Raw genomic sequence first — 25308 nt, forward strand, 5'->3', positions numbered from 1 at the left:
CTCGTGTGCTGATCGCAGGGGAAACTGATAATTCTAGGAGCTGACGACAAAAAAAGGGGGCCGGCAGGGAAAGCCGGCCCCCTTCCTTCTCTGATCGGAGGTCAAGTCTGATCAGGTTAGAAGTTGCGTTCGAAGCGCAGGATGCCCGAAACGGTGTCGTCGTGGGCATAGTCGTAGTGAACGTAAGTCAGTTCCGGCTCGACCAGGAGGTTCTTGACCGGGTTGAACTTGAGGTTCGTGGTGGCTTCGAAGATCTTCGAGTCGGAGTAGGCGAGCTGGAGGTTCCACTTCAGCTTGTCGTTGAACGGAACGCCAACACCGCCCCAAACTGCCCAGTCACCCCAGCCGCACTTCGATGCATTGACGGTACCGTTCGGTGCCGTGCAAGCGGAGACGTCCTGGTTGGTGCCTGCGTACTTGTTGAGCTTGTCGCCGTCGGTGTTCCAGCCGCCCATCAAGAAGGCCGTGAATGCGCCGAAGTCAGCATCGACGCGAGCCTTGATAGCGCCCTGTTCGACGATCGAGTCGTAACCGCCGACGACCTTGAAGCCCCATGCGCCGGACTTGAAGCCAGCACCGGCGACAACGTCAGGAGCGTAGTGGTTGGTCTTGTCGTCCGTCCACCAGCTTGCACCGTAAGATGCCGAGCCGGTCGTGGCAGAGTTGGAATCTTCGAGCGAGATCACAGCCGAGAAGCCGTTGCCGCCGTCATATTCATAGGTCAACTGGTTGAGTTCGTACGGGCCGTCATAGATCACGTCGTCGTTGATGACGTCGCCGGCGTAACCCATGTACAGGTTGTATTGCGAGTCCTTCTTACCGACCGTGAAGCCGCCGAGGCTGATGTAGGACCACAGCAGGTTGGTGGAGGTGGAGCCGCCGTCGTTCCAGTCCCAACGAACGATGGTTTCGGTCTTCAGCGGACCGTATTCGGTGTCGGTCGCGGTGTCGACGTTCAACTCAGCACGAGTGTGCCAGAGCGTGCCCTGATGGCTGTCGCGGTTGTAAGCGTTGTACCATTCACCTTCCGTACGAACCTTGCCGCCGATCTTGAGGCAGGTTTCGGTGCCCGGGATGAAGAAGTAGCCAGCGCCGTATGCGTCGCAGATACGGACGTATTCCAGCGGCTCCGGCTCAGCTGCTACGATAGCGTCAGCCGCGTGAGCACCGGATACTGCTGCAAGCGCAGCAGCGGAGCCGAGAAGAAGGCTCTTGATGTTCATAATAACTCCAATCTTTCTTGATTGGGCATGAGATATCGCGCCGAGAAACGACGTGCCCAACCCCATCCCGTTCATGTTCCCTATCAGTAGGTGCGAAGTAATAAGCTTCGCGAACTATTTCCTGAACCTGCTTCGGTGATTTGGCAAGATACTAAGGGTATGGAACTATATGTGCACTACTTGAAAACCGGCGTTGTTGCAAAAATGACGCAATTCGCGGGGGTGTCTGATCCCTGCGTGTGTTCCATCGCATTTGAATAGCTTCCGTTCTACGAGCCCGGAAAGCGTTTAAGTCTCTAGGTGTTAAAGGCGGTGAGCGCGCTGGCGTAAGGCGGGTGAGGGCAGGAAGCCGCAGCCATATGATTATCGTCAATCCTGAGACCGGGCGCAGCCGATCACCGTACAATAGGCATGGCAGCCGGGTCGCGACACTTTCGAGTCGCGAGTATTGAAACGATTCTCGGGCAGAGAAACCCATAGGGGATGCGCATCACTCTATAGAAGAGAAGGGGGGAGACTGCCTGGCAATCGCGCTTCGTTGCGATGCCGCTGCCGGGCATTTGGCCACGGTGCGTCCGACGACATTACTGGGGGCGTAGTCTCGTCGGACGCGGCACTGTCCGGTCCGTGGGTGGCGTACAAACCGGTGGTGTTAATTTTAGCATCTACCATAGGTTTCTATAACCTACCTGAATGGGCTGGCAGTCCTAGCCTCCAGACGGGGTGGCTGCGCCCCGATCCGGCAATGATCTTTTGGCCCTTAATTCCCACGGGTTCGCCGAAATCCAAGATAATCGGCACAGCATCCGAAATGGAACATCGTCGGCAGCTGTGCCTCATGGCGCAGTCGGTCTTTGCCATTGCAAATGAAGGATCGGGTAGGGACGGCCCTGATCGTCGACATCGGCACGCCCTGTCGCCATGAACCCAAGTCGCTCGTAAAAGCCGACAGCGCCGGCATTCTGCTCGTTCACGTCGACAGTGACGACATCTTTCCCAGTACGGAATCCGTCGAAAAGCAGACGTCCCAAACCCGTGCTTCTGCTGTCGGCATGTATGAAGAGTGAATCGATATGGCTCCCGGTCGCTCCCAGGAAGCCGTGCGACAAATTATTGGCATCCACCGCTACAGTGAACTCTGCATTCGGCAGATAGTCTTCCAAAACCATCCTCGCAATCGCCTCCCAGTCTGATGCATCGACGAAATCATGGGTTGCCTCGACGGAGGTTCGCCATATCTCATAACTGCGTGGGATGTCGTCGGGCGTTGCAGGTCGCAGCAGGAACATGTCTGAATTCTCGATATGCTGTCCGAAATTTCAGCATGGCTGTTTAATGTCCTCGCGCTGCCGCGTAAAGGCTGTGCGGCCTTTAACTGCGCAACTATTCCCTGTGCTGTTTCGGTTCGCCCGATAGAACTCGCATCTGCGACACTCCTGCAGTGTTGCGTGCGATGTGTTTCATCACCCGCATTGACGGCCTCCACAAGAGCAGCAGGCAATTATCGCCTCAGAATGAAAAAAGGACAGAATTCAGAATAAGCCTCTTGCGGTTTTCTTTGGATCATTCTAAATCCGCGCCACCACAACGCAAATTGCTTTCGGATGGCCTCGTGGCGGAGTGGTTACGCAGAGGACTGCAAATCCTTGCACCCCGGTTCGATTCCGGGCGAGGCCTCCATCCTTCCCTTGTTGCCGTTATAAGTATTTGTTTTCCCTATCGAATTTTTCTGGTGCGGCAATTTGGACCTGAACCGTTCCGCCGCACCCAAACGGGGTGTGGCAATCCGTTCCGCTTTCAGCGTTCCGTCTCATCGGCCGCCAGCAATGATTTGGCGCCTATCCATGGCTCGGAATGAGAGGTGAGACGCGGCGTTCTCGGGTCGCATTGCTGATCTGAGATATGATTCTCCACTATGAGACGAAAGTGGTAGCGTTTGATCTTCGAAACTCTCTATTGGGTAAACACTATAAGCAACACGCTGCCGAGCAGCGCCAAAGCGCCAAGGATTGGCAGCAGCAGAATCATAATCTGGCGAGCAAGCTTCTTGCGCTCGCCCATTGTCAGCGCAAGCCACCGTGACTTCGGTAACGACATTGATACTCCCTATCCCCGTCTCAGCGTCGCATTCGAAACTGAACTGACGCTTAAGGTATTGGGGAGTTGCAGGAGTTGAGGGCCGTAGGTGCCGGCGCTTCAGTTTCGGCATTGCGGCTGAGTAGCAAATCCAATCGGATGCCGATCCGACATCCGTCATATTTTTCAATTGCATATTGAACGCAGCAGCAGCTGCGGAGGTCGGCGCAAGGGTACAGGTGTCCTCGTGGGTCCAAAGTACCTGGTTGCTAGGGCATCGAGGGTTCGGTGGCTGAGCGGATGAGGCATCAGGAAAAATACCGCGCCAAGATTGCGAACCGGGTGCTTGTCATCCAGGTGGCGACATCCATTGCCCGATCGGGTCTATCTGCGCCAGACATGTGGAAGCAAATGGACAGGAAAGTTGACGCTCTACAAAAGCAAAAGCGGTCCAGTCTAGGGAAAAAACTGGGCCGCCTTTTGCTGGACTAGAGGTCAATCAAATTCAGCATCCTAATTATAAGGTGGACTTAGTAATTGTCAACGCAAATGCGATATGACGTCTTCGCGCATCAAGCGCTGCGCTCTTTGGCTTGTTTGCGATCGTCGTTCGAACCGCCGGTTTCCGCTGGGCATTTGGTCCGCAATATCGGCGGGCAGAGGCCTCGTCGCTTTGGATGATTCTCAATCTTCCGCGAAAGCTTTAACTGTCTCACGCCGCCGCTCGACCGCCATTGCGGGAGAATGACTATTCCTCAAGGCAAGGGAAGGCGAATTTGTAGGCGCGTGCGATCAGCGAGCTGGCAGGCCGCTCGAGCTGCCATGAGTGCTCCGCCATCCATTTGCAGGCGGTTGCTGTCGCCTTTGCATTACTGAGATCTGGCGGCAGACAGAAAGCGCCGACGAACTGTTGAAGATAGCGCTCGTAGCGCGACGAGTTTTTCGGCGTCTGTTTGGTGGCTCGGATCGTGAGGTTCTTCGTTCGCTGGGCCTCATCGAGAATGCCCTGGATATAGACGGACGCGAGCGTTCGATCCTCTTCGCACCATTCGTCGAGCTGTTTTCCGGTAACGACGTGTCCGATGATCGGGGCTGTCTCTTTCGGCTCGTCCTCGCTTGACGTTTCCTCGCTCAACGCGACCTGGGGTAAGAGAAGGAGAAGCGCTGCGACGAAGAGCGAAAGCCTCATTCGGAAAACCTACATCATCGAGGAAAGACTCGCGGCCAGAAAAACCACCAGCGGCAGCGACGTTACGACGAAAAGAACAAGAGAAACAGGCATCCCAGCCACCTTCTATTCAAATTTAATGTTTCGGCCGAATAGCTTCGGGCCGGAAGGTTGATTGGTCACCACACCCGGGCGGGTCCAATGCCCTGAAGCGTGGTCGTGTGAAGTTAACATTTTGCTAACGAGCGTCCCGGTCTGGAACATGGCGGATTTGCAAGGCGTCGCAGATCCCGGATGCCGGAAACCGCCAGCTGGCATTTAAGGGCATCGATTGTTGTTCGTCGGCGACGCTTGGTCATGAATCTCGGCGCCTGTTACCGCAATGCCTTGAAAGCGTAGCGTCAGGCGATTAAGACACGCGTAACAGAAAGTAGAGCCAGCCCGTTCGGGCACCAAGGGCGCAAGAGGATAAGATGGATTTCGAAGCAGCGCGCGTGAAGATGGTCGAGAACCAGATCCGGACGACGGATGTCACCTCCCATTCCGTGTTGAATGCGTTTTTCGCCGTACCGCGCGAAAATTTCGTGCCGGAGAAGTCGAAGCTCCTGGCCTATGTCGATTGCGATATCGAGGTTGCTCCCGGGCGTTTCCTCATGGAAGCCTCGCCGCTCGCAAAGTTGCTGCAGCTCGGCGCTATCACCAAGGACGACAAGGTTCTCGATGTCGGCTGTGGCACGGGTTATGTCTCCGCCGTCCTGTCGCTGGTTGCCGGCAAGGTTATCGCACTTGAATCCAACGAGGAGCTTGCGGCTCAGGCAAAGGCCAATCTTGCCGCGTTTGGCTACGACAACGTGACCGTTGTTGGCGGCGACCTTGAAAAGGGTCATGCCGGCAACGCACCCTATGATGTGATTTTCCTCAATGGCTCGATCGAGCAGTTGCCACAGGGCCTGCTTGACCAGCTCGGCGAAGATGGCCGCCTGATCACCGTCATCGGCTATGGCCATGCCGCCCGCGCGACCGTTTTCATGCGTGAACGTGGCGCCTTCTCGGAAAACGTCTTCTTCAACGCATCGATCAAGCCGCTTCCGGGCTTTGCCAAGGCCAAGGAATTCGTATTCTGATTTCCTGAACGACCTGCTTTTTGAGCTTGCGACAGGCGCCTTTGTGCGCCTGTTTTTTATTGTCGCCGCCTGTGGCAGAATCGTGCTTAGCAGAGCGATTCGTCGTGATCGTAACAAAACTGTGCATCACCGGGTTTAGTGCTTTCCAGGTGATTTTTTTCCCGAAGACAGTCATCTAGGGTGGCCCTGATTCGGGTGCCGCCTGGCGAGTTTCCGGTCGCTGAATATGGGAAAACGGGGATGAATATGGCTCAGCCAAATGTAGTGCGTGAACCGTCCATGGAAGAGATCCTGGCGTCGATCCGCAGGATCATCGAAAGCAACGACCCCGTAGGCGCCAAGCCGATCCCCGCGACGCATTTTGCCGGCTCCGGCATGCGCGCCGACGATATTCAACTGACCGTTGACGAAGAGTTTGCTGCCGCTGATCGCGCCCGTGCCGCCGAACAGGATCCTCGTTTCGTTGCGGCAAACTCGCAGATGCCGGTTGCCGAGCCGGAAGGTGCCGGTCGCGGCCTGTCACTGGCTGATGTCGCCGCCCGCGTCCGCGCCGCTTCAGAGCGCAATACCGCCGCCTTGCTGAATGCCGGCCGCGAACCGCCGCAGCCGCGCGAGCTGCCGCCGGCCATGGCCGCGCGCCTTGCCGAAGTTGATGTCACTGAAGCCCGTGTCGAGCCGGTTGCCGACGTTGCGCTGCGACATGCCGTTGCCGATATCCCGGCGCCGGCCGCTTCGCCCGCTATGCAGGCCGTCGCCGAAGTCCGGATTGAGCCTGAAATGGAAGAGTCGAGGCCGATGGCTGTTGCTCCCGCACCTCAGTTGGTCGCACCGGTCGAGGCCCCGATTTTCCAGGCGCCGGAACCGTCAGTCGTTGCCGCGGAAACGGAAGCGTCCGTGCTGCAGGGCCAGGCCGTATCGGTATCGCCGCTGATGTCCGAGGCAGCCGGTGCGCAGGTTAGCCGTTCGTTCGAAGAGCTCGCAGCGATCGTCGATGGTGGCCCGCGCCGCTCTCTTGATGAGCTTGCCCAGGAGATGCTGCGCCCCATGCTGCAGGAATGGCTCGACGACAACTTGCCGACGCTTGTCGAGCGCCTCGTGCGCGAGGAAATCGAGCGAGTGGCCCGCGGCCCGCGCCGCTGACAAGCCTGAGCTTCGGGTAGACGATCCGCCGCTCCGGGCTCCGGGGCGGCTTTTTTATTGACTTGCCCACGGCCATCCTATTTACAACCCGCATCACCCAATCCTCTAGATCCGGTCATAAAATGCTCGACAAAACATATGATTCCGCCACCGTCGAACCGAAGATCGCCCAAAAATGGGATGAGGCCGACGCCTTTCGCGCCGGCGCGAACGCTAAGCCAGGCGCGGAAACCTTCACCATCGTCATCCCGCCGCCGAACGTGACCGGTTCGCTGCACATGGGTCATGCACTGAACAACACGCTGCAGGACATCATGGTGCGTTTCGAGCGCATGCGCGGCAAGGACGTTCTCTGGCAGCCGGGCATGGACCATGCCGGCATCGCCACGCAGATGGTCGTCGAGCGTCGTCTCGCCGAACGCCAGCAGCCGGATCGCCGCAAGATGGGCCGCGAGGCCTTCATCGAGAAGATCTGGGAATGGAAGGCTGAATCGGGTGGCTTGATCTTCAACCAGCTGAAACGCCTCGGCGCGTCCTGCGATTGGTCGCGCGAGCGCTTCACCATGGACGAGGGCCTGTCAAAGGCCGTTCTCGAAGTCTTCGTCACGCTCTACAAGGAAGGCCTGATCTACAAGGACAAGCGCCTCGTCAATTGGGACCCGAAACTGCTGACGGCAATCTCCGATATGGAGGTCGAGCAGCATGAGGTGAAGGGCAATCTCTGGCACCTGCGCTATCCGCTGGAGCCCGGCGTTACCTATCAATATCCGATTGCCTTCGATGAGGAAGGCAAGCCGACCGAATTCGAAACTCGGGACTATATTGTCGTCGCGACGACGCGCCCGGAAACGATGCTTGGCGATACCGGTATTGCGGTAAATCCGGAAGACGAGCGTTATCGCGGCATCGTCGGCAAGCATGTCATTCTGCCGATCGTCGGTCGTCGCATTCCGATCGTCGCCGATTCCTACGCCGATCCGACCGCCGGCACCGGCGCGGTGAAAATCACGCCTGCGCATGATTTCAACGACTTCGAAGTCGGCAAGCGAACGGGACTGCGTGCCATCAACGTCATGAACGTCGATGCCTCCATCAACATCAAGGAGAACGAGGATTTCCTCGAGGGCCTCGATAATCCCGCAGCGCTGCATGGCGCCTGGGACGAGCTGGAAGGCAAGGACCGCTTGGAGGCGCGCAAGATCATCGTCCGCATCTTCGAAGAGGCGGGTCTGCTCGACAAGATCGAGCCGCATACGCATGCCGTGCCGCATGGCGATCGTGGCGGCGTGCCGATCGAGCCGCGCCTGACGGAACAGTGGTTCGTCGACAACAAGACGTTGGGACAGCCGGCGCTGGAATCCGTCCGCGAGGGCAGAACCAAGTTCGTGCCCAGGAACTGGGAAAACACCTATTTCAACTGGCTTGAAAACATCGAGCCGTGGTGCATCTCCCGTCAGCTCTGGTGGGGTCATCAGATCCCGGCATGGTATGGTCCGGATGGGCAGGTCTTTGTCGAAAAATCCGAAGAGGAAGCGCTGCAGGCGGCGATCCAGCACTATCTTTCGCATGAAGGCCCGATGAAGGCCTATGTCGAGGACCTGCTGGAGAACTTCAAGCCCGGCGAAATCCTGACGCGCGATGAAGACGTGCTCGATACCTGGTTCTCATCCGCACTCTGGCCGTTCTCGACGCTCGGCTGGCCGGACGAGACGCCGGAACTGGCGCGCTACTATCCGACGAATCTCCTCGTTACCGGCTTCGATATCATCCCGTTCTGGGTCGTTCGCATGATGCAGATGGGCCTGCACTTCATGAAGGATGAGAACGGCAATTCCGTCGAGCCGTTCAGCACGGTCTATATTCATGCCCTGGTGCGCGACAAGAACGGGCAGAAGATGTCGAAGTCCAAGGGCAACGTCATCGATCCGCTTGAACTGATCGACCAATACGGTGCCGATTCGCTGCGTTTCACGCTGGCGATCATGGCCGCGCAGGGTCGCGACGTGAAGCTCGATCCCGCCCGCATCGCCGGCTATCGCAACTTCGGCACCAAGCTCTGGAACGCCACGCGCTTTGCCGAAATGAACGGCGCCAAGAGCGACCCGCATTTCGTGCCGGAAGCCGCCGAGCTTACCGTCAACCGCTGGATCCTGACGGAGCTGGCGCGTGCGGAGCGTGACGTCACCGAGGCGCTGGAAAGCTTCCGCTTCAACGATGCCGCCGGCGCTCTCTACCGCTTCATCTGGAACCAGTTCTGCGACTGGTATCTCGAATTGCTGAAGCCGATCTTCAGCGGCGAAGACGAGAATGCCAAGGCGGAGGCTCAATCCTGCGCCGCTTATGTTCTCGAAGAGACCTACAAGCTGCTGCATCCGTTCATGCCCTTCATGACGGAAGAGCTCTGGGCGCACACGGCGGGCGATGGTCAGGAGCGCGAAGGCCTGATCTGCCATGCGGATTGGCCGGCACCGTCCTATGCCGATAACGTCGCCGCCGATGAAATCAACTGGCTGATCGATCTGGTCTCCGGCATTCGCTCCGTTCGTTCGGAAATGAACGTGCCGCCGGCTGCAACGGCGCCATTGGTCGTTGTCGATGCCAATAGCCTGACGCGCGAGCGCCTCTTCCGTCATGATGCCGCCATCAAGCGGCTGGCGCGTGTGGAGGCGATTTCGCTTGCCGATACAGCACCGAAGGGTGCCGCTCAGATCGTCGTAGGCGAGGCGACCGTTTGCCTGCCGCTCGGCAGCCTCATCGATCTCTCTGCCGAGACGGCGCGTCTCGAAAAGGCGATCGCCAAGAACGATCAGGAGATCGCCCGCATTGCCGGCAAGCTCTCGAACGAGAAGTTCGTTGCCAATGCCAATCCGGACGTGGTCGCCGCCGAGCGCGAGCGCCTCGGCGAGCTCGAGGGGCAGCAGTCGAGCCTCAAGGTGGCGCTGGCCCGGGTGAGCGAAGCCGGCTAAGGCATACCGCGCAAAACCATGCCGTGGTCTGCGACAACGGCATGTGCCCGATCGAGGGTGAAAAGCGCAAGAAGCGAAGCCGAGAAATCGTGATTCGCTTGAGGAAGTAGATATCTGGGATCGAAAAAAGGCACGCGGTGTTCTCCGCGTGCCTTTTTGTTTATTCCCTCGATTCGATGGGGATTGACTGGATCGAAAGCCCCAGATCCGCCGCCAGTTTCGCACAGGCGAAACAGATTACCCCTAAAGTTGTCGGACACGCTCGAAAAGCAAAACTGTTGTCATATTGTAACAGAATTGTTGCTGCGAAGAATGAGAATCTATCAGGGGCCTAAAATGCTATTTCGAAAGAAAAAATTACCTACAGCGGTGGATTTTCCAAGGCGGCGTTCGTTTTCTTACGTAAATAAATTGCTCTCTTTCATAGTTGGTGCTCCCGAGCGGCACATTGCCAATTCACGCGATCATCGCAACAATCAAACAAATGAATGCACCTGTGGGGGAGATACAATGGCATTTTCTATTGCGCTGAGGGGCGCAGTCACACTCGTCATCAGCTCATCTTTCGCGAGCGCTGCCTTTGCGGGCGGCCTTGATCGCGGCGGCTACGACATCGATCTGCTTTTCGATAAGGGCCGTTATGTTTTCGACTCGGGTGTTACTTATGTGATGCCGGACCGCAAATTGAAGAATGCCAAGGACATCAATCCAGCTGACGGCAATCTCAATAACCGCAGCCGTTCGACGGACGCGTCGGAAAATTACGCCATTCCTTATGCCGCCTTCAAGATCGGTATCACCGATGATCTTGACTGCATGGCCGACTATTCGCAGCCGTTCGGCGGCCACCTCAACGAAGGTGTAAACTGGGCCGGCGCCAACAACGAAACTGAAGTCAAGGTTCGCACGAACAACTATTCGGCCACTTGCTCGTACAAGTTCGATGCGGGTCCGGGCCAGTTGCGCCTGATCGGCGGCGGCTTCTACCAGGAAGTCAGCGGTTACAAGTCGCGCCTGGTCTACGACACGCCGGCCCCGATTTCCGCCGTTTACAATGGCATGGGTTCGCTTGACATCGACGGTCATGGCTGGGGCTGGCGCGCCGGTATCGCCTACGAAATCCCGGAATATGCGTTCCGCACGAGCCTCGTCTACAACAGCCGGGTCAAATACGACAACCTGAAGGGTAGCGTCGACTTGACCGAAGTACCGCCGCCTGTTGTCCCTGGCTTCGGTGGCAAGGTGACGTCCGTTTTCGGCTCGGCCGATGCTCCTGATTCTCTGGAGTGGAAAGTACAGACCGGTATCGCGCCGGACTGGCTCGCCTTCGGTTCGGTCAAGTGGACAAACTGGAGCATCCTGCAAAGCATCGCGCTCTGCCCGAGCTCCACTCGCAGCATATCCTGCCGCGCCAATGGCCCCACCGAGCTCACCTCGCTTGACCTGCTGTACAAGGACGGTTGGACGATCACTGGCGGTGTCGGACACAAGTTCAACGATAAGTGGAGCGGCGCCGTCAGCCTGACCTGGGATCGCGGTACGAGCGACGGCTATGGTATGAATTCCGACACGTGGACCCTCGGTGCGGGCGTCGCCTACAAGGCGACAGAGCATGTTCAGTTCAATTTCGGCGGTGCTCTCGGCCTCATGACATCAGGAAAATCCGGACCGGTCACACGCGGTGGTGTCGTCTACGGCAATGATGCGACCTATAGCTTCGGCAATGACTTGGTCGCTGCTCTTCAGACATCGGTGAAAGTCAGCTTCTGACGATAAACCATTGAATTGAAGGAGCTTATTGACTGATCCTTCACCTTATCATCAACGTCGCGAGCTCTTCCAAGTCTCGCGACGTTTCTTTGTCTGATCGGCAAAAAGCGGAGTGCAAACCGCATCTTTTGCCCGATTTATGGTTAAAGAAATCTCAAGTCCGATAAAATCTTTGTGACGAATTAGCAACACTCTATTTCAAGACATTGCAGCCACGTGATCAGATTACAATTTGTCCATTTCCCGCCACAAATGGGGAGCAGCGATTACGTGGGCACAGGGGCAAGCCTTGTAGAAAGTGCGTAAGCGGTCGATGGGTGAACTTCCACTTTGGCATAAGCAACAATCCGGGATCGGAGCAGTGATGTTTCCGACGCAGCCGAAAACTCGCTGTCTGCCAAGGGAAATCGTTAGACGGCCGATCTTTGGACTCCGTCATCGGAAAGCGAATGAGAGCGTGCCTTTGATGGTGGGAAGCGATAGCGGCCGCACAAATGCTGGTTTGGACATAATTGCAAGCTATGCTCGCAATTGTGGCAAACAGCATCGGTTGGATGTCACAGGAACTGCCTTCTCGAAGGACGATCCAGTCTCGTGCGCCATCAGGGAAAACATTCGTGAAGCTGACGGCGTTTATGCAAGTGCCGCGACAGGTCCGAATGGAGCGAAAGAAATCGACTGTTATGTTTAAGTCCGAGTTCATATCAGCGAGAGTCATGATGCTCAGCCTGTCCCTTGCCACCGCGGTGGTGCTGGCGGGTCAAGCCAAGGCATTCGATATCAATGCCGGCGTCACCAAGGAATCAGGTCCGTTCGATCTCTTCAAGTTCGGTTTCAAGGCCTACAAGAACGGACAGAAGGAAGAGGCGGTTGAAGCCTATCGCTACGCCGCCGAGAAAGGCCATACCGGCTCACGCTGGGCCTTGGCCAATATGTATGCCGATGGCGACGGCGTGGCACAGAACGATTTCGAAGCCTTCAAGATTTACAGCGAGATCGCCCAGCAGGGAGTGGAACCGGGCTCGGAAGACACCGGCTTCTTCATCAATGCACTGTTGGCGCTCGCGAGCTACTACAAGAGCGGCATCCCCAACAGCCCGGTGAAGATCGACCTCAACCAGGCCCGGCAGCTCTATTTCCAGGTCGCATCGACCTTCGGCGTTCCAGAGGCGCAGTTCCAGCTGGCGCAGATGATGCTGTCAGGCGAGGGCGGCGCCACCAATGTTCAGCAGGCCAAGAAATGGCTGAACCAGGCGCGCAAGAGCGGCCATCCGGGCGCCATGGCCGTATTCGGCAATATCCTGTTCCAGGAAGGTCAATCGATCCGCGGCCTGGCATTCATGACCGCAGCGCTCGACAAGTGCAAGCCGAAGGACTGCAGCTGGATGGAAGACATGCAGGAGCAGGCCTTCTCCATCGCCAACGAGAACGACCGCCGTGTGGCGGTCTCCATGGCGCATCAGCTTGACGTTGCCGGCTCCGACTGATTGGCTTTGATCGCAGCGCCGCCATGGCGGCGCCGGTGCCTGGATCCCGGTGTGTTAAGCACCCGGTCTTAATGGCTGAAATCAAGATGCGCGATTACAGGCACATGGTCCGAGGGCTTTTCCCAAGCGCGCACATGCTTTTCGATCGCCGTCGAGGTGAGCCGGTCTGCAGCCTCCGGCGACAGCATCAGGTGGTCGATGCGGATGCCGTTGTTTTTAGGCCATGCGCCAGCCTGATAATCCCAGAATGAGTAAAGCTTGATTGCATCGGTCGTCGCGCGCACCGCATCGGTAAAGCCTAGATGCTCGAGCTGACGGAAGGACTGGCGCGTCTGCGGCAGGAAGAGGGCATCGTTCTCCCAAACCTTCGGGTCGAAGCAGTCATACGGCTCCGGGATGACGTTGTAGTCGCCAGCGAGGATCAGCGGTTCTTCCAATGCCAGGCGGGTCGATGCGAACTTACGCAGGCGCTCCATCCAGGCAAGCTTGTACGGATATTTCTCCGTATCGACCGGATTGCCATTCGGCAGATAGAGGCAGCAGACACGTAGCGCGCCGTGCCCTTCGATCGAAAACACCGCTTCGATGAAGCGGGCCTGCTCATCGCTATCGTCGCCGGGCAGGCCACGGGTCACTTCGTCGGGCTTGGTCTTGGAGAGAATCGCAACACCGTTGAAGCCTTTCTGCCCGTGCGTCTCGACGTGGTAGCCGAGCGCCTCGATCTCCAGCCTGGGAAAGCCTTCGTCGACCGTTTTGATCTCTTGCAGGCAGACGATATCCGGGTTCGAATCCTTCAGCCACTGGCAGAGGTTCTCGATACGCGCTTTGACACCGTTGATGTTCCAGGTGGCGATTTTCATGGGCGGCTCATTCCTTTGCTTCGGCTTGTTGTATCCGCAGCCGTCCGGCTTGACTACAGCCCAAATGAGAACCGGCCCGGAGCATGGGCTCCGAGCCGGTCATCAAGCTGTGGAAAAAGCGGGTAGGGATCAGATGGCAAAACTCGTGCCGCAGCCACAGCTTGCGACCGCATTCGGATTCTTGATCTGAAAGGATTGTCCAAGCAGGTTATCGACGAAATCGATCTCGGAGCCTGCCATGTAGACCAGCGACAACTGATCGATCAGCACGGTGGCATTATCCTTTTCGACGACGATATCGTCATCTTCGGGACCTTCGACGAGGTCGAATTTATAGGAAAAACCCGAGCAGCCGCCGCCTTCGACAGCGACGCGCAATGCGCGCTTTCCGGCGTCCGCGCCGACGATGGCGGCGATTCGCTTGGCTGCGGCGTCCGATAGGGTAACACTTGTCTCAGTCATATCTTCCTCCTGCCGGGGTCAAGATCCGGAGAGAACCAATAAGCCGTCAAACTTTCAAACGGCTGATATCCGTAGCCTTTATCATGAAAGTCAGGCCGGTGACAGCATGGTTTCGTAGTTGAGCCACACACCGTTTTGCTGTTTCTTGTCTATAGGTATGAAGGCCGCAAAGCGACGTCAATGGGCTGGTATATACGAAGAGCGGACAGCAGTCCGCATCGCCGGGCAAGGCGAGGGACCGATTGCAGGGAAGCGGCTGTCGCGCTGATGGCGGTGCGGGAGTCAAATGCTGGAATGGATTGATAATGACGATTGATACGCATGCATTGGGTTTCGGGTATGGGGAAAAGGCAGCCTATGCAACAAATCCCTCGGAATCGCGTGGAAGGCTCTACGAAGAAGGATCGAGCCCGACACGCTCTGAATTCCAGCGCGACCGCGACCGGATCGTCCACACGACCGCCTTCCGGCGATTGAAGCATAAGACGCAGGTCTTCATCGCCCAGGATGGCGATCACTATCGCACCCGACTGACGCATACGATCGAGGTGGCGCAGATTGCCCGCGCATTGGCACGTGCCCTTAAACTCGACGAGGACTTGGCGGAAGGCGTAGCGCTGGTTCACGATTTCGGCCACACGCCTTTCGGTCATACGGGCGAGGATGCGCTGCATGAGGTGCTGCTGCCCTATGGTGGCTTCGACCACAACGCCCAATCCTTGCGCATCGTCACGAAGCTCGAGCGTCGCTATGCCGATTTCGATGGCCTCAATCTGACCTGGGAGACGCTGGAAGGTCTGGTCAAGCATAATGGCCCGCTGATGACGCCGGACGGCAAGGGCATTCGCGGGCCTGTGCCACAGCCGATCCTCGATTATTGCGAGATCCACGATCTCGAAATCGCTTCCTATGCCAGCCTGGAGGCCCAGGTCGCGGCGATCGCCGATGATATCGCCTACAACACGCACGATATCGACGATGGTCTGCGCTCCGGCTATCTGACGTTCGACATGCTGGAGGAGGTGCCCTTCCTCGCGGGTTTGATGGCCGAGGTGAGGGCGCGCTACCCGCATCTGGAGGCGAGCCGCTTCACGCACGAGATCATGCGCCGGCAGATTACCCGCATGGTGGAGGATGTCATCGCCGTTTCGCAGCAGGCGCTCGCCGAAATCAAGCCGGGCAACGTCGCCGATATCCGTGGAGCTGGCCGCATCGTCGCGACATTCTCGCCTGAAATGGCCGAGACCGACAAGCTGATCAAACAGATGCTGTTCAGGCGCATCTACCGTCACCCCGACATCATGCGCATCCGTGCCGGTGCCGCAAAGATCGTCACGGACCTCTTCCATGCCTATATGGAAAATCCCAAGGAGATGCAGAGCCACTATTGGGTGGATCATATCGCCGGGCTCGCAATCGCTCCCAAAGCGAGGCATGTCGGCGACTATCTGGCCGGCATGACGGACACCTATGCCATCAGTGCCCACAAGCGCCTGTTTGACCAGACTCCCGATTTGCGGTAGGCAGCGGCGGCGTCGGGCTGATAGCGGCTCGCCGAAGCTAATGCATGGACGATATCATGAACCTTTTCACCGACTTCGAAGTAAGAATTAAGAACGCTCTCGAACAAATTGATATTGTAAGAGAAAAGCGATCGGAAGTCGACTTCGGACGTGTGGGAGTGGAGCCGCCGCGAGATGCCAGCCATGGCGATGTCGCCACCAATGCGGCCATGGTACTGTCCAAGCCGCTGGGCACCAATCCGCGCGCGCTTGCCGAAATCATCGTCGCGAAGTTGAAGGAAGATGCCGACGTCGCCGAAGTTTCGGTTGCCGGCCCTGGTTTCATCAATATCCGTCTTTCGGTCGGCTACTGGCAGCGCCTGCTGTCGACGATGATTTCCGAGGGCGAGAAGTTTGGCCGCTCCAAGCTTGGTGAGGGGCAGAAGGTCAACGTCGAGTATGTCTCGGCCAACCCGACCGGGCCGATGCATGTCGGCCATTGCCGCGGCGCCGTCGTCGGCGATGCGCTGGCGAACCTGCTGGCCTTCTCCGGCTACGAGGTTACCAAGGAATATTACATCAACGACGCTGGCTCGCAGATCGACGTGCTGGCGCGCTCGGTCTTCATCCGTTACCGCGAAGCGCTGGGCGAACAGGTCGGCGAGATACCGCCAGGCCTCTATCCCGGTGACTATCTCGTTCCCGTCGGCGAAGCACTCGCCAAGGAGTTCGGCACCAAGCTGCGCGGCATGCCGGAAGATCAGTGGCTTCCGATCATCAAGGATCGGGCTATCGACGCGATGATGGCGATGATCAAGGAAGATCTGGAGGCGCTCAACGTTCATCACGACGTGTTCTTCTCCGAGCGTACCCTGCATGCCAACGGCGCGGCGCTGATCCGCACCGCGATCAATGATCTGACCTTCAAGGGCTATGTCTACAAGGGCGCGCTGCCGCCACCGAAGGGACAGCTGCCGGAAGACTGGGAGGATCGCGAGCAGACGCTTTTCCGTTCGACGGAAGTGGGTGACGATATCGATCGCCCGCTGATCAAGTCCGACGGTTCCTATACTTATTTCGCCGCCGACGTTGCTTACTTCAAGAACAAGTTCGACCGCGGTTTCAACGAGATGATCTACATTCTCGGTGCCGACCATGGCGGCTACGTCAAGCGGCTCGAGGCGGTCGCGCGTGGCGTTTCGGACGGAGCGGCGAAGCTGACCGTGCTCCTGTGCCAGCTCGTCAAGCTGTATCGAAATGGCGAACCGGTGAAGATGTCGAAGCGCTCGGGTGATTTCGTCACCTTGCGCGAAGTCGTCGATGAAGTCGGCCGCGATTCGGTGCGCTTCATGATGCTTTACCGGAAGAATTCCGAGCCTTTGGACTTCGATTTCGCCAAGGTCACCGAGCAGTCGAAGGACAACCCGGTCTTTTACGTGCAGTATGCGCATGCCCGCTGCATGTCGGTCTTCCGTCAGGCTAAGGAAGCCTTCCCGGATCTCGATATCGCCTCGCTCGATCTGTCGAAGGCTGTGCTTGGCGCGATCTCCGATCCGGCCGAATTGCAGCTGGTTGCAAAGATTGCGGAATTCCCGCGAATCATCGAAGCTGCAGCACAGTCTCAAGAGCCGCATCGCATCGCTTTTTATCTTTACGATTTGGCCAGTTCCTTCCATGGACACTGGAATAAAGGTAAAGATTTACCGGAATTACGTTTTGTTAACGATAAGAACCGAGAATTGAGCATTGCCAGACTTGGGCTGGTGTACGCTGTCGCGTCGGTTTTGAAGTCGGGTCTTGGTATAACCGGGACCGCAGCACCGGACGAAATGCGATAAACGTCACCATTTACCCACATTGCGCTGGCATTAACTGTAGTGTTTGCGAGTGGAACGGGTGATGGCAGAAAAACAGTTGGCGTATCGCGCAAGCGGAAACGACGAGTTCTTTGCGGATGATGATCCGCTCGCAGAACTTGCTCGTATCGTGGGTTTCGAGCCGCGCCCCGCTGCTCAGGCAACTCCTGCGGCTCAGCGGCAGGAGCCGGCCTTCAATCTGGAAGACGAGCTTCTTCGCGAATTCGAACGCTACGATACGCCGCGAATGAGTCCGGCAAATGACATCACCGCTCCCGCGGAACAGGTGTCGCCGCCGAGCCATGACGAGGCTGCGCATCCCGCCGAGCCTGTGCGGGCCGAGCCTAAGTTTGAAGAGCCGAAGTTCGAAGAGCCTGCGCCGCAGCCTGTGGCTCCGGTCAAGCCGACGATCGGCGCTCGCGATCTGATCGACGAGCTGGAAATGTCGATCGCGCCGGTTTTGCAGCCGGCGCCGAGGGCCGCACCTGTCGAGCCGCAGCTGGCTGCTCCGGTGCTGAAGCCGACGCCGCAATCCGCTGCCGCTACCATACGGCTGCCGCTTGCCAACTTTACCCTGGCAACGCCCGCTGCCTCGCGTGAGCAGTTCACGCCGGCTGCAGCGCCTGCTGTTGCCCAGCCGGCGCCGAAAGCCGCTTCTGATGAAGTGCTGTTCGATGGTGCCCTTGATTTTGAGGCGTTTGCTCCTGTTGAACCTCCGCATGCTCCCGAGGCGATAGCTCAACCTGTCGCACCTCAGCCTGCTCCGACAGTCTTCCAGGCGCCTGAGCCGCCCAAGGTTGCCAAGGCTGATCCGGCTGCACTTTCCGCCGAGATCGACGCCCTGCTGGCCGACGTCAATCGCTACCCGGTTCCATCGAGAACCGACGCGCCCGCCGCGAAGGACGAGCCGGATTTCGGCAATTTCGGTGCTTCCTTCTCCGAGCTCGCAGAGTTGCCGGTTGCGCCGGCGGCTGTCGCCCGGCATGAAGAGCCGAAGCCGATCACCTTTGGTGCGGAAGATCCATTCGCCGGCCAGGACTTCGAGTTCGATCTGGCCGATATCGAAATGGAGCTTGCCGGTCTCGATTTCGCCGAAGCCGACAAATCTCCTGCTGCACGTCAGCCGCCTCCGGCCGCTCCCGTTGCAGAGCCGATCCTTTCCCGTGCAACACCCGTTGCGCCTGCCCCTGCTGCCCCGATGATTACCGCTGCGGTGCCGCAGCCGATGGGGCCTGCACCGGCGTCGGTTACGCCGGCTGCAAATGTTGCGCCTGCCGCGACGAGGGCAGCACCGGTATTCGAGGCCGATCAGCCTCTGCCGTTCGACCCCACGGAAATCTCCGAGACGGAGGATCGTGTCGAAACCTTCGAGGGTTCGCATGTTCCGCACCTGCCGGCGATCGAGCCGGAAGAGCCGATTGCGGTTCCGCCGGAATTTGATTTCGATCTGGATTCGGAAATGGCGAGCCTGCTTGGTGCTCCGGCCAAGGAAGCAGCGCCAGAGCCGATCAAGCCGGCTGTTGCCGCCGCGCTGGGTGGTGCCGCTGTCGCCGCTTCCTGGTCGAAGAATGCGGCCGCCCAGCCTGCTGCTCCGGTCGCAAAGCAGCCGATCGAGGAGTTCGACGAGTTCGAGCGTGCGCTCGAAGAGGATTTCCGCCGCAGCTATCGCGAAGCCTCCAACCCGGTCGAGAATGTCGCCAGGATGACGCTGAACCCGGCCGCGGGTAGCCGACGCCCGGTTCGCTCCTTGCGCGGCATGGTTACGACTGCCGCAGCTATTGTGGTCCTCGGCGTCGGTGCCTACGGCGCCTATAGCTGGGTCCGCCACGGCGCGCCGATCTCCAGCTTCTCCGGAGAGCCGCGTGTGATTGCAGCCGACAGCGATCCGGTGAAGGTCGCGCCGGAAAATCCGGGCGGCACCGTCGTTCCGAATCAGGACAAGGCCGTCTACGACCGCGTTGCCGGCGATAGCACCGCTGCGCCGAAGCAGAAGGAGCTTGTCTCCTCCAACGAGCAGCCGGTTGATGTCGTCCAGAAGACGCTGATCCCCGAAGCAGTATCGCCTGACGACAGCGACGGCGATCAGGTCACGTCGACGCCGGTCGGTGAAACCGAAGATCCGCGCCTGCTGCCGAACCAGAATGGTGGAAACGCCAATGTCGCCGCCAGCAACGACGATCAGGTGCCGTCCGTTTCCCCGCGCAAGGTGCGCACGATGATTGTCAAGCCTGATGGCTCCCTGGTGCCGCGCGATGAGCCGGTTGCCGATACGACGACCACTGCCGCCAAGCCGGCGAACAATCAGGTCGCATCGACCAATTCGCGCCCGTCTCAGGCAAATACCCCGGCAGCAACCCAGTCGGATAATGCCGATGCTGCCAGCGCCGAAAGCACGCCGATCCGCGTCGTCAAGACGAACCCGGTTCCGACGGCACGTCCCGAGCCCGCCGCCAAGGCCAATGCGGCTGCTCCGGCCCAGGAAGCCCAAGCTCAAGCTCAGCCCAAGGCTCAGCCGAAGCAGGTCGCATCGGCTAGCCCAGCGGCAGCTGCCCCGCCTTCCACTGCAAGCGGCGGCGCTTACGGCGTCCAGATCGCATCCCTGCCGACCGAAGCCGACGCGCAAAAGTCGCAGGCCAACCTCAAGGTCAAGTTCGCCAGCGTCATCGGCAATCATCCGCTGGAGATCCGCAAGGCCGATATCGCCGGCAAGGGCACCTACTATCGTGTCCGTGTCGTCGCCGGCTCGAAGGATGAGGCCGCGGCCATCTGCACGCGCTATCGCGCCGCCGGCGGCACCTGCCTGATCTCGAAGTAAGGATCAGGTACGAAACTTCGGAAAACGGCGGGCATAGGCTCGCCGTTTTTCGTTTGTGGTACGCTGTTCCTGTGTATCCCCGCTTGACGTCACTCGCATTTCCCAGCGCAGGCTTTATGATTCGGATATGACCGAATCGAAATCCATGATCCTTGGCTGTAGCGGCCACACCATCACGCCCGAAGAACGATCCTTCTATAAGGGGGAGCAGCCTTGGGGCTTTATCCTGTTCGGACGCAATATTTCCGAGCCGGCGCAGATCGCCGATCTCGTGGCGTCGCTGCGTGACAGCGTCGGACGTAACGCTCCTGTATTTATCGATCAGGAAGGCGGCAGGGTGCAACGCATTCGACCACCGATCCTGCAGCACTACCCTTCCGGACAGGCACTCGGCGATATCTATCGGCAGGATCGTGCGCGCGGCTTGCGCGCGGCGTGGCTGATGTCGCGGCTTCATGCCTTCGATTTGCTGAAGTTCGGCATCAATATCGACTGCCTGCCCGTATTGGACGTTCCTGTGGAAGGATCGAGCAACGTCATCGGCAACCGCGCCTATGGCTCCGATCCGGTGACGGTGACGGAGATGGGACGCGCGGCGGCGGAAGGGCTGAAGGCCGGCGGCATGCTGCCCGTGATGAAGCATATGCCCGGCCATGGCCGTGGCTTTGCCGATTCGCATCACGAGTTACCTGTCGTCTCGGTTCCGCGCGCGGAGTTGGAGGCACATGATTTCGCTCCCTTCGTGGCGCTCAAGGACGAACTGATGGCGATGACCTGCCATGTCGTCTTTACCGATATCGATCCGGAGAACCCGGCGACGACGTCGCGAAAGGTGATTGAGGAGATCATCCGCGGCCATATCGGCTTCCAGGGCCTGCTTTTGTCGGACGACACTTCGATGAACGCGCTGAAAGGCACGATTGGCGAGCGTGCAGCAAATATTATTGCGGGCGGATGCGATATCGTGCTGCATTGCAATGGCGTCATGGACGAAATGCAGCAGGTGGTCCGTAGTGTTCCGGCGTTGGCGGGTGCGGCGCTTGCAAGAGCCAAGGCGGTCGAAGCGGCTTTCGGCAGGAATGACGGCGCCGATGAGGCCTCTATTCGGGCGGAATTCGACGCGATGTTCGCGGTGGCGTAAAACCGGACTTCGAGGAACGGACGGGTGACAAGGTGAGCGGCAGCACGGACAAGCTTCAGCAGGCGACAACGCCGATGGACAAGCTCTGGCAGGAAGGCGAGACGCAGCGCGGCTCGCATGAGCCGGCGCTGGTTGTCGACCTTGCCGGCTTTGAAGGACCGCTCGATCTGCTGCTGCATCTGGCGCGCACTCAGAAGGTCGATCTGTCCCGTATCTCGGTTCTGGCGCTCGCCGAACAATATCTCCAGTTCATCGACAGCGCCCGGCGCATCCGCATCGAGCTTGCTGCCGATTATCTCGTCATGGCCGCATGGCTCGCCTATCTCAAATCCAAGCTGCTGATCCCGCAGCAGAGCAAGGAAGACGGGCCGACGGGCGAGGAGATGGCGGCTACGCTCGCGTTCCGCCTCAAGCGTCTCGAAGCCATGCGCGATGCGGCCACCGATCTGGTAAACCGCAATCGCCTCGGCCGTGATATCTTCGCGCGCGGCGCGCCGGAACATATTCCCGATCGCCGCCAGTCCGCCTTCGACGCCAGCCTTTATGATCTCCTGACGGCCTATGCCAGCCTGCGTCAGCGCCAGGCCGTGACTCAGGTGACGATCGAGAAGCGCCGTGTCTGGTCGCTGGCCGATGCCCGAGTCATTCTCGACCGTATGATTGGTGAGATCACCGATTGGACGGCGCTGGAACATTATCTGCTGAGCTACATGACGACGGCCAGCGAGCGGGTGACGGCGATGGCCAGCGCCTTTGCCGCCTCGCTTGAGCTGGTGCGCGAAGGGCAGCTGGAAATTCGCCAGGAGGGCGCGTTTCAGCCGCTCTATATGCGGCGCGGGACGAAGCATTCGTCGCTGGAAGCAGCGGAATAGGGCAGGGAAGAGCGTGAGCGAATCGGACGGCGAACATCAGCATTTGGAGTACGAGGCGGAAACATCCGATCTCGATGATCGTCGGCTGAGCGAGGCCGAGCGCATCGCCGAAGCGCTGGTTTTCGCCTCGGCACAGCCGGTCTCCGAGGCTTTCATTGCCGAGCGCGTTGCGCGCGGAGTCGATATTCCCGCCGTCATGCAGAAGCTGAAGGCCGATTACGCCATGCGCGGCGTCAATCTCGTGCAGGTGGATGGCGCCTGGGCTTTCCGCACGGCTGCGGATCTTTCCTTCGTGATCCGGCGCGACGAGAGCGAGGTGCGCAAGTTGTCGCGCGCGGCGCTGGAGGTGCTGGCCATCATCGCCTACCACCAGCCTGTGACGCGCGCCGAGATCGAGGATATCAGGGGCGTGCAGACCTCCAAGGGCACACTCGATGTCCTGATGGAGTCCGGCTGGGTCCGCTTCCGCGGCCGCCGCCGCACACCGGGGCGACCCGTAACTCTCGGTACGACACGCGATTTCCTCGATCATTTCGGCTTGGAAGAACTGCGCGATCTGCCCGGTCTCGAAGAGTTGAAGGGGGCGGGGTTATTGTCAGGCCGGATTCCGGCCAATTTCAACATCCCGTCGCCCTTGATGAATGACGAACTGACCGAGGACGAAGATCCGATCACCCAAATGGATCTGGAAGAGCTCGGCATCCTGCCGCCGAGCGGCGCAAGCTCAGGGGATTAGGGCATTGCTCGGTCCCCGAAAGGCGACCGCAATCGCATCTGCAGATTTTCGCAAAACGGCGCGTCAGGTCTCTCTTTCGCCATCAGCGGATGCGAATATACACATCATCCTCTTGGCTTGGAGACGTTTGGTCGCCCGCATGGGCGTTCGTCATCCCGATATGCGTGGATGCAGTACATTTTGGTGTTTGAAAAACATCCACAAACGTCTTACATCGGAAAGACACTGTAATTGGGAGTTAAAGCAATGGGTTCTCTAAGCATATGGCACTGGCTGATCGTCCTGGCCATCGCGCTGTTGTTGTTCGGCCGTGGAAAGATCCCGGAGCTGATGGGTGATGTCGCCAAGGGCATCAAGAGCTTCAAGAAGGGCATGAACGACGACGAAGATACGTCGACGTCCACGTCGACGACGTCCCGTACGGTCGAGCACAAGGCTGACGAAACGAAGTAATCATGTCGGGCAGGCGCCAAGCTGAAAGGCTTGCCGTTGGCCCAGGAGCCTTTGCATGTTCGATATAGGCTGGTCCGAGCTCGTGATTATCGCCGTCGTGGCCTTGGTCGTAATCGGTCCCAAGGAATTACCGTCGACCTTGCGGACGATCGGTAAGATGACGGCGCGAGCCAGGAAGGTCGCTGGCGAATTTCGTGCCCAGTTCGACGAAGCCATGCGCGAGGCGGATCTGGACGACGTGCGCCAGACGATCGCCGATGCGCAGAAGCTCAATCCAGTCAACTCGCTGCGGGAAGCCATGAACCCGCTGCGTGATATGGGCAACGAGATAAAGGCGGATCTGCAGCGTGCCGCAACGCCGGACAAAGCAGCACCTGCAGCAACGCCATTGCCGTCTGAACCTGTTCCGGGCGTTTCGTCCGGCCTGCCGGAAGCACTAGCTGCCACGTCGACGACGCCTGCCGCTTCGAGCAGTCCGTCGCCGGCGGCTGCTCCCGAGGCAGTGGCAGCGGTCGCTCCACAGCCGGTAGCCGCTGCGAGTGAAACTGTCGAGAAGCTTAAGGCCGTGCGCAAACCGCGTCCGAAGGCCGTCACCAAGCTTGACGACGTTGCAGCCGCCGCCGTCCAGACGCCCGTCGTGACGGAAAAACCAAAGCGTGCCCCGCGCAAGGTCGCGACCGCTGCAGCCGTAGAAAAGACGCCTCCAGCTCCCAGGAAGCGCCCGACCGCTACAGCCAGCAAGGCGACGCCTAAAACGCCCAAGAAGAAGGACCAGGCATGACGGGTGACATCGACGATAAGCCGCAGCCGCTTATCGAACACCTCATGGAATTGCGCACGCGGCTGATCTGGTCGCTCGTGTCGTTCTTCGTCGCCTTCATTGCATGTTTCGCAGTAGCGAAGCATCTTTTCAATTATCTGGTCTATCCATACAAATGGGCCGTCGAATGGGCTCATCTCGATCTCGCAAAGGCCGAGTTGATCTATACGGCGCCGCAGGAATTCTTCTTTACGCAGGTCAAGGTCGCCATGTTCGGCGCCTTGGTGATCTCCTTCCCGATCATCGCCGCGCAGATCTATAAGTTCGTGGCGCCAGGCCTCTACAAGAACGAGCGCAACGCTTTCCTTCCGTTTCTGATTGCGTCCCCCGTTTTGTTTTTGATGGGTGCTGCGCTCGTCTACTTTTTCTTCACGCCCATGGTGATGTGGTTCTTCCTGAAGATGCAGCAGACGGGTGGCGATGGTCAGGTCGGTATCCAGCTGATGCCGAAGGTCTCGGAATATCTGAGCCTTATCATGACGCTGGTCTTCTCTTTCGGCCTGGTTTTCCAGCTGCCTGTCATTACGACGCTGCTTGCGCGCGTTGGCCTGCTGACCTCGTCCTGGCTGGCGGAAAAGCGCAAGTTTGCCATCGTTTTCGCCTTCATCGTCGCCGCTGTGCTGACGCCGCCGGATCCGATGTCCCAGATCGGCCTTGCACTGCCGACGATCCTTCTCTACGAGATTTCCATCTACGCGGCGCGACTCGTGGAACGCCAGCGTAAGCGGCAAGCGCTTGAAGAGAGTGGCGGGGCTTCCGAGATCACCAAGACGGACGACGTCTAGGCGCGGAAGGCTTAGCCTCGTTTCCCAGCTATTGCCGTTTCGACCTCCGACC

General features: G+C 58.8%; 20 protein-coding genes and 1 tRNA gene. 15 read left to right on the forward strand and 6 right to left on the reverse strand.

What is annotated here, in order from left to right:
- Positions 1–116 precede the first annotated feature (116 nt).
- Complete coding sequence (locus tag ABOK31_RS06045; RefSeq protein WP_092715745.1) at positions 117–1223, reverse strand: porin; 1107 nt, start codon at positions 1221–1223, stop codon at positions 117–119.
- 836 nt (positions 1224–2059) lie between these two features.
- The gene (locus ABOK31_RS06050; protein WP_349958158.1) at positions 2060–2512 is read right to left on the reverse strand and encodes an acetyltransferase; all 453 of its coding nucleotides are present in this window, start codon (positions 2510–2512) and stop codon (positions 2060–2062) included.
- A 317-nt stretch (positions 2513–2829) separates the two neighbouring features.
- On the opposite strand from ABOK31_RS06050, the gene ABOK31_RS06055 reads away from it, so the two are divergent.
- Positions 2830–2903: transfer RNA gene (locus ABOK31_RS06055), tRNA-Cys, on the forward strand.
- Positions 2904–3176: 273 nt separating this feature from the next.
- On the opposite strand, the gene ABOK31_RS06060 is transcribed toward ABOK31_RS06055, so the two are convergent.
- Both ABOK31_RS06060 and ABOK31_RS06065 read right to left on the reverse strand, forming a co-directional pair.
- Positions 3177–3320, reverse strand: a complete 144-nt coding sequence (locus ABOK31_RS06060) for a hypothetical protein (RefSeq protein ID WP_349958159.1) — start codon at positions 3318–3320, stop codon at positions 3177–3179.
- Positions 3321–4047: 727 nt separating this feature from the next.
- Entirely contained in the window at positions 4048–4488 is a 441-nt protein-coding gene (locus ABOK31_RS06065; RefSeq protein ID WP_174174571.1) for a Rap1a/Tai family immunity protein, read from the reverse strand.
- A gap of 452 nt (positions 4489–4940) precedes the next feature.
- On the opposite strand from ABOK31_RS06065, the gene ABOK31_RS06070 reads away from it, so the two are divergent.
- The 5 genes from ABOK31_RS06070 (at position 4941) to exoR (ending at position 12954) form a co-directional block, all read left to right on the forward strand.
- Positions 4941–5591 carry a protein-L-isoaspartate O-methyltransferase gene (locus tag ABOK31_RS06070; RefSeq protein WP_174174573.1) on the forward strand — a complete coding sequence of 217 codons (651 nt, stop codon included), beginning with the start codon at positions 4941–4943 and terminating at the stop codon, positions 5589–5591.
- Positions 5592–5831: 240 nt separating this feature from the next.
- Entirely contained in the window at positions 5832–6731 is a 900-nt protein-coding gene (locus ABOK31_RS06075; RefSeq protein WP_349958160.1) for a DUF2497 domain-containing protein, read from the forward strand.
- 122 nt (positions 6732–6853) lie between these two features.
- Complete coding sequence (locus ABOK31_RS06080; protein WP_174174576.1) at positions 6854–9697, forward strand: valine--tRNA ligase; 2844 nt, start codon at positions 6854–6856, stop codon at positions 9695–9697.
- A gap of 510 nt (positions 9698–10207) precedes the next feature.
- Positions 10208–11467 (forward strand): OmpP1/FadL family transporter, encoded by a 1260-nt coding sequence (locus ABOK31_RS06085; protein WP_174174578.1) that lies wholly within the window; start codon positions 10208–10210, stop codon positions 11465–11467.
- Between the two features lie 683 nt (positions 11468–12150).
- Entirely contained in the window at positions 12151–12954 is an 804-nt protein-coding gene (gene exoR, locus ABOK31_RS06090) for an exopolysaccharide production regulator ExoR (RefSeq protein WP_174174580.1), read from the forward strand.
- Between the two features lie 68 nt (positions 12955–13022).
- Here exoR and xth read toward each other — a convergent pair whose 3' ends face one another.
- Together xth and erpA are read right to left on the reverse strand one after the other, a co-directional pair.
- Complete coding sequence (xth, locus tag ABOK31_RS06095) at positions 13023–13814, reverse strand: exodeoxyribonuclease III (RefSeq protein WP_349958161.1); 792 nt, start codon at positions 13812–13814, stop codon at positions 13023–13025.
- A gap of 129 nt (positions 13815–13943) precedes the next feature.
- Entirely contained in the window at positions 13944–14276 is a 333-nt protein-coding gene (erpA, locus tag ABOK31_RS06100) for an iron-sulfur cluster insertion protein ErpA (RefSeq protein ID WP_069611967.1), read from the reverse strand.
- A 305-nt stretch (positions 14277–14581) separates the two neighbouring features.
- On the opposite strand from erpA, the gene ABOK31_RS06105 reads away from it, so the two are divergent.
- The 9 genes from ABOK31_RS06105 (at position 14582) to tatC (ending at position 25256) form a co-directional block, all read left to right on the forward strand.
- A complete protein-coding gene (locus tag ABOK31_RS06105) occupies positions 14582–15799 on the forward strand; it encodes a deoxyguanosinetriphosphate triphosphohydrolase (RefSeq protein WP_174174583.1) in 1218 nt (405 codons plus the stop codon).
- A 56-nt stretch (positions 15800–15855) separates the two neighbouring features.
- Positions 15856–17616 (forward strand): arginine--tRNA ligase, encoded by a 1761-nt coding sequence (argS, locus tag ABOK31_RS06110; protein WP_174174584.1) that lies wholly within the window; start codon positions 15856–15858, stop codon positions 17614–17616.
- Between the two features lie 61 nt (positions 17617–17677).
- Positions 17678–20449, forward strand: a complete 2772-nt coding sequence (locus tag ABOK31_RS06115; RefSeq protein ID WP_349958162.1) for an SPOR domain-containing protein — start codon at positions 17678–17680, stop codon at positions 20447–20449.
- 127 nt (positions 20450–20576) lie between these two features.
- Positions 20577–21590 (forward strand): beta-N-acetylhexosaminidase, encoded by a 1014-nt coding sequence (nagZ, locus tag ABOK31_RS06120; RefSeq protein ID WP_349958163.1) that lies wholly within the window; start codon positions 20577–20579, stop codon positions 21588–21590.
- A 74-nt stretch (positions 21591–21664) separates the two neighbouring features.
- The gene (locus ABOK31_RS06125) at positions 21665–22462 is read left to right on the forward strand and encodes a ScpA family protein (protein ID WP_349958873.1); all 798 of its coding nucleotides are present in this window, start codon (positions 21665–21667) and stop codon (positions 22460–22462) included.
- A gap of 43 nt (positions 22463–22505) precedes the next feature.
- A complete protein-coding gene (gene scpB, locus ABOK31_RS06130; RefSeq protein ID WP_349958875.1) occupies positions 22506–23198 on the forward strand; it encodes an SMC-Scp complex subunit ScpB in 693 nt (230 codons plus the stop codon).
- 246 nt (positions 23199–23444) lie between these two features.
- On the forward strand, positions 23445–23651 hold the full coding sequence (locus ABOK31_RS06135; protein WP_349958164.1) for a twin-arginine translocase TatA/TatE family subunit: 207 nt from the start codon (positions 23445–23447) through the stop codon (positions 23649–23651).
- A gap of 55 nt (positions 23652–23706) precedes the next feature.
- Positions 23707–24432, forward strand: a complete 726-nt coding sequence (gene tatB / locus ABOK31_RS06140) for a Sec-independent protein translocase protein TatB (RefSeq protein ID WP_349958165.1) — start codon at positions 23707–23709, stop codon at positions 24430–24432.
- Positions 24429–25256 (forward strand): twin-arginine translocase subunit TatC, encoded by an 828-nt coding sequence (gene tatC, locus ABOK31_RS06145; protein ID WP_174174597.1) that lies wholly within the window; start codon positions 24429–24431, stop codon positions 25254–25256. The genes tatB and tatC overlap by 4 nt, the downstream gene beginning before the upstream one ends.
- The last annotated feature ends 52 nt before the right edge of the window (positions 25257–25308 follow it).

The organism is Rhizobium sp. ZPR4, assembly GCF_040215725.1.
GTDB lineage: Bacteria > Pseudomonadota > Alphaproteobacteria > Rhizobiales > Rhizobiaceae > Rhizobium > Rhizobium rhizogenes_D.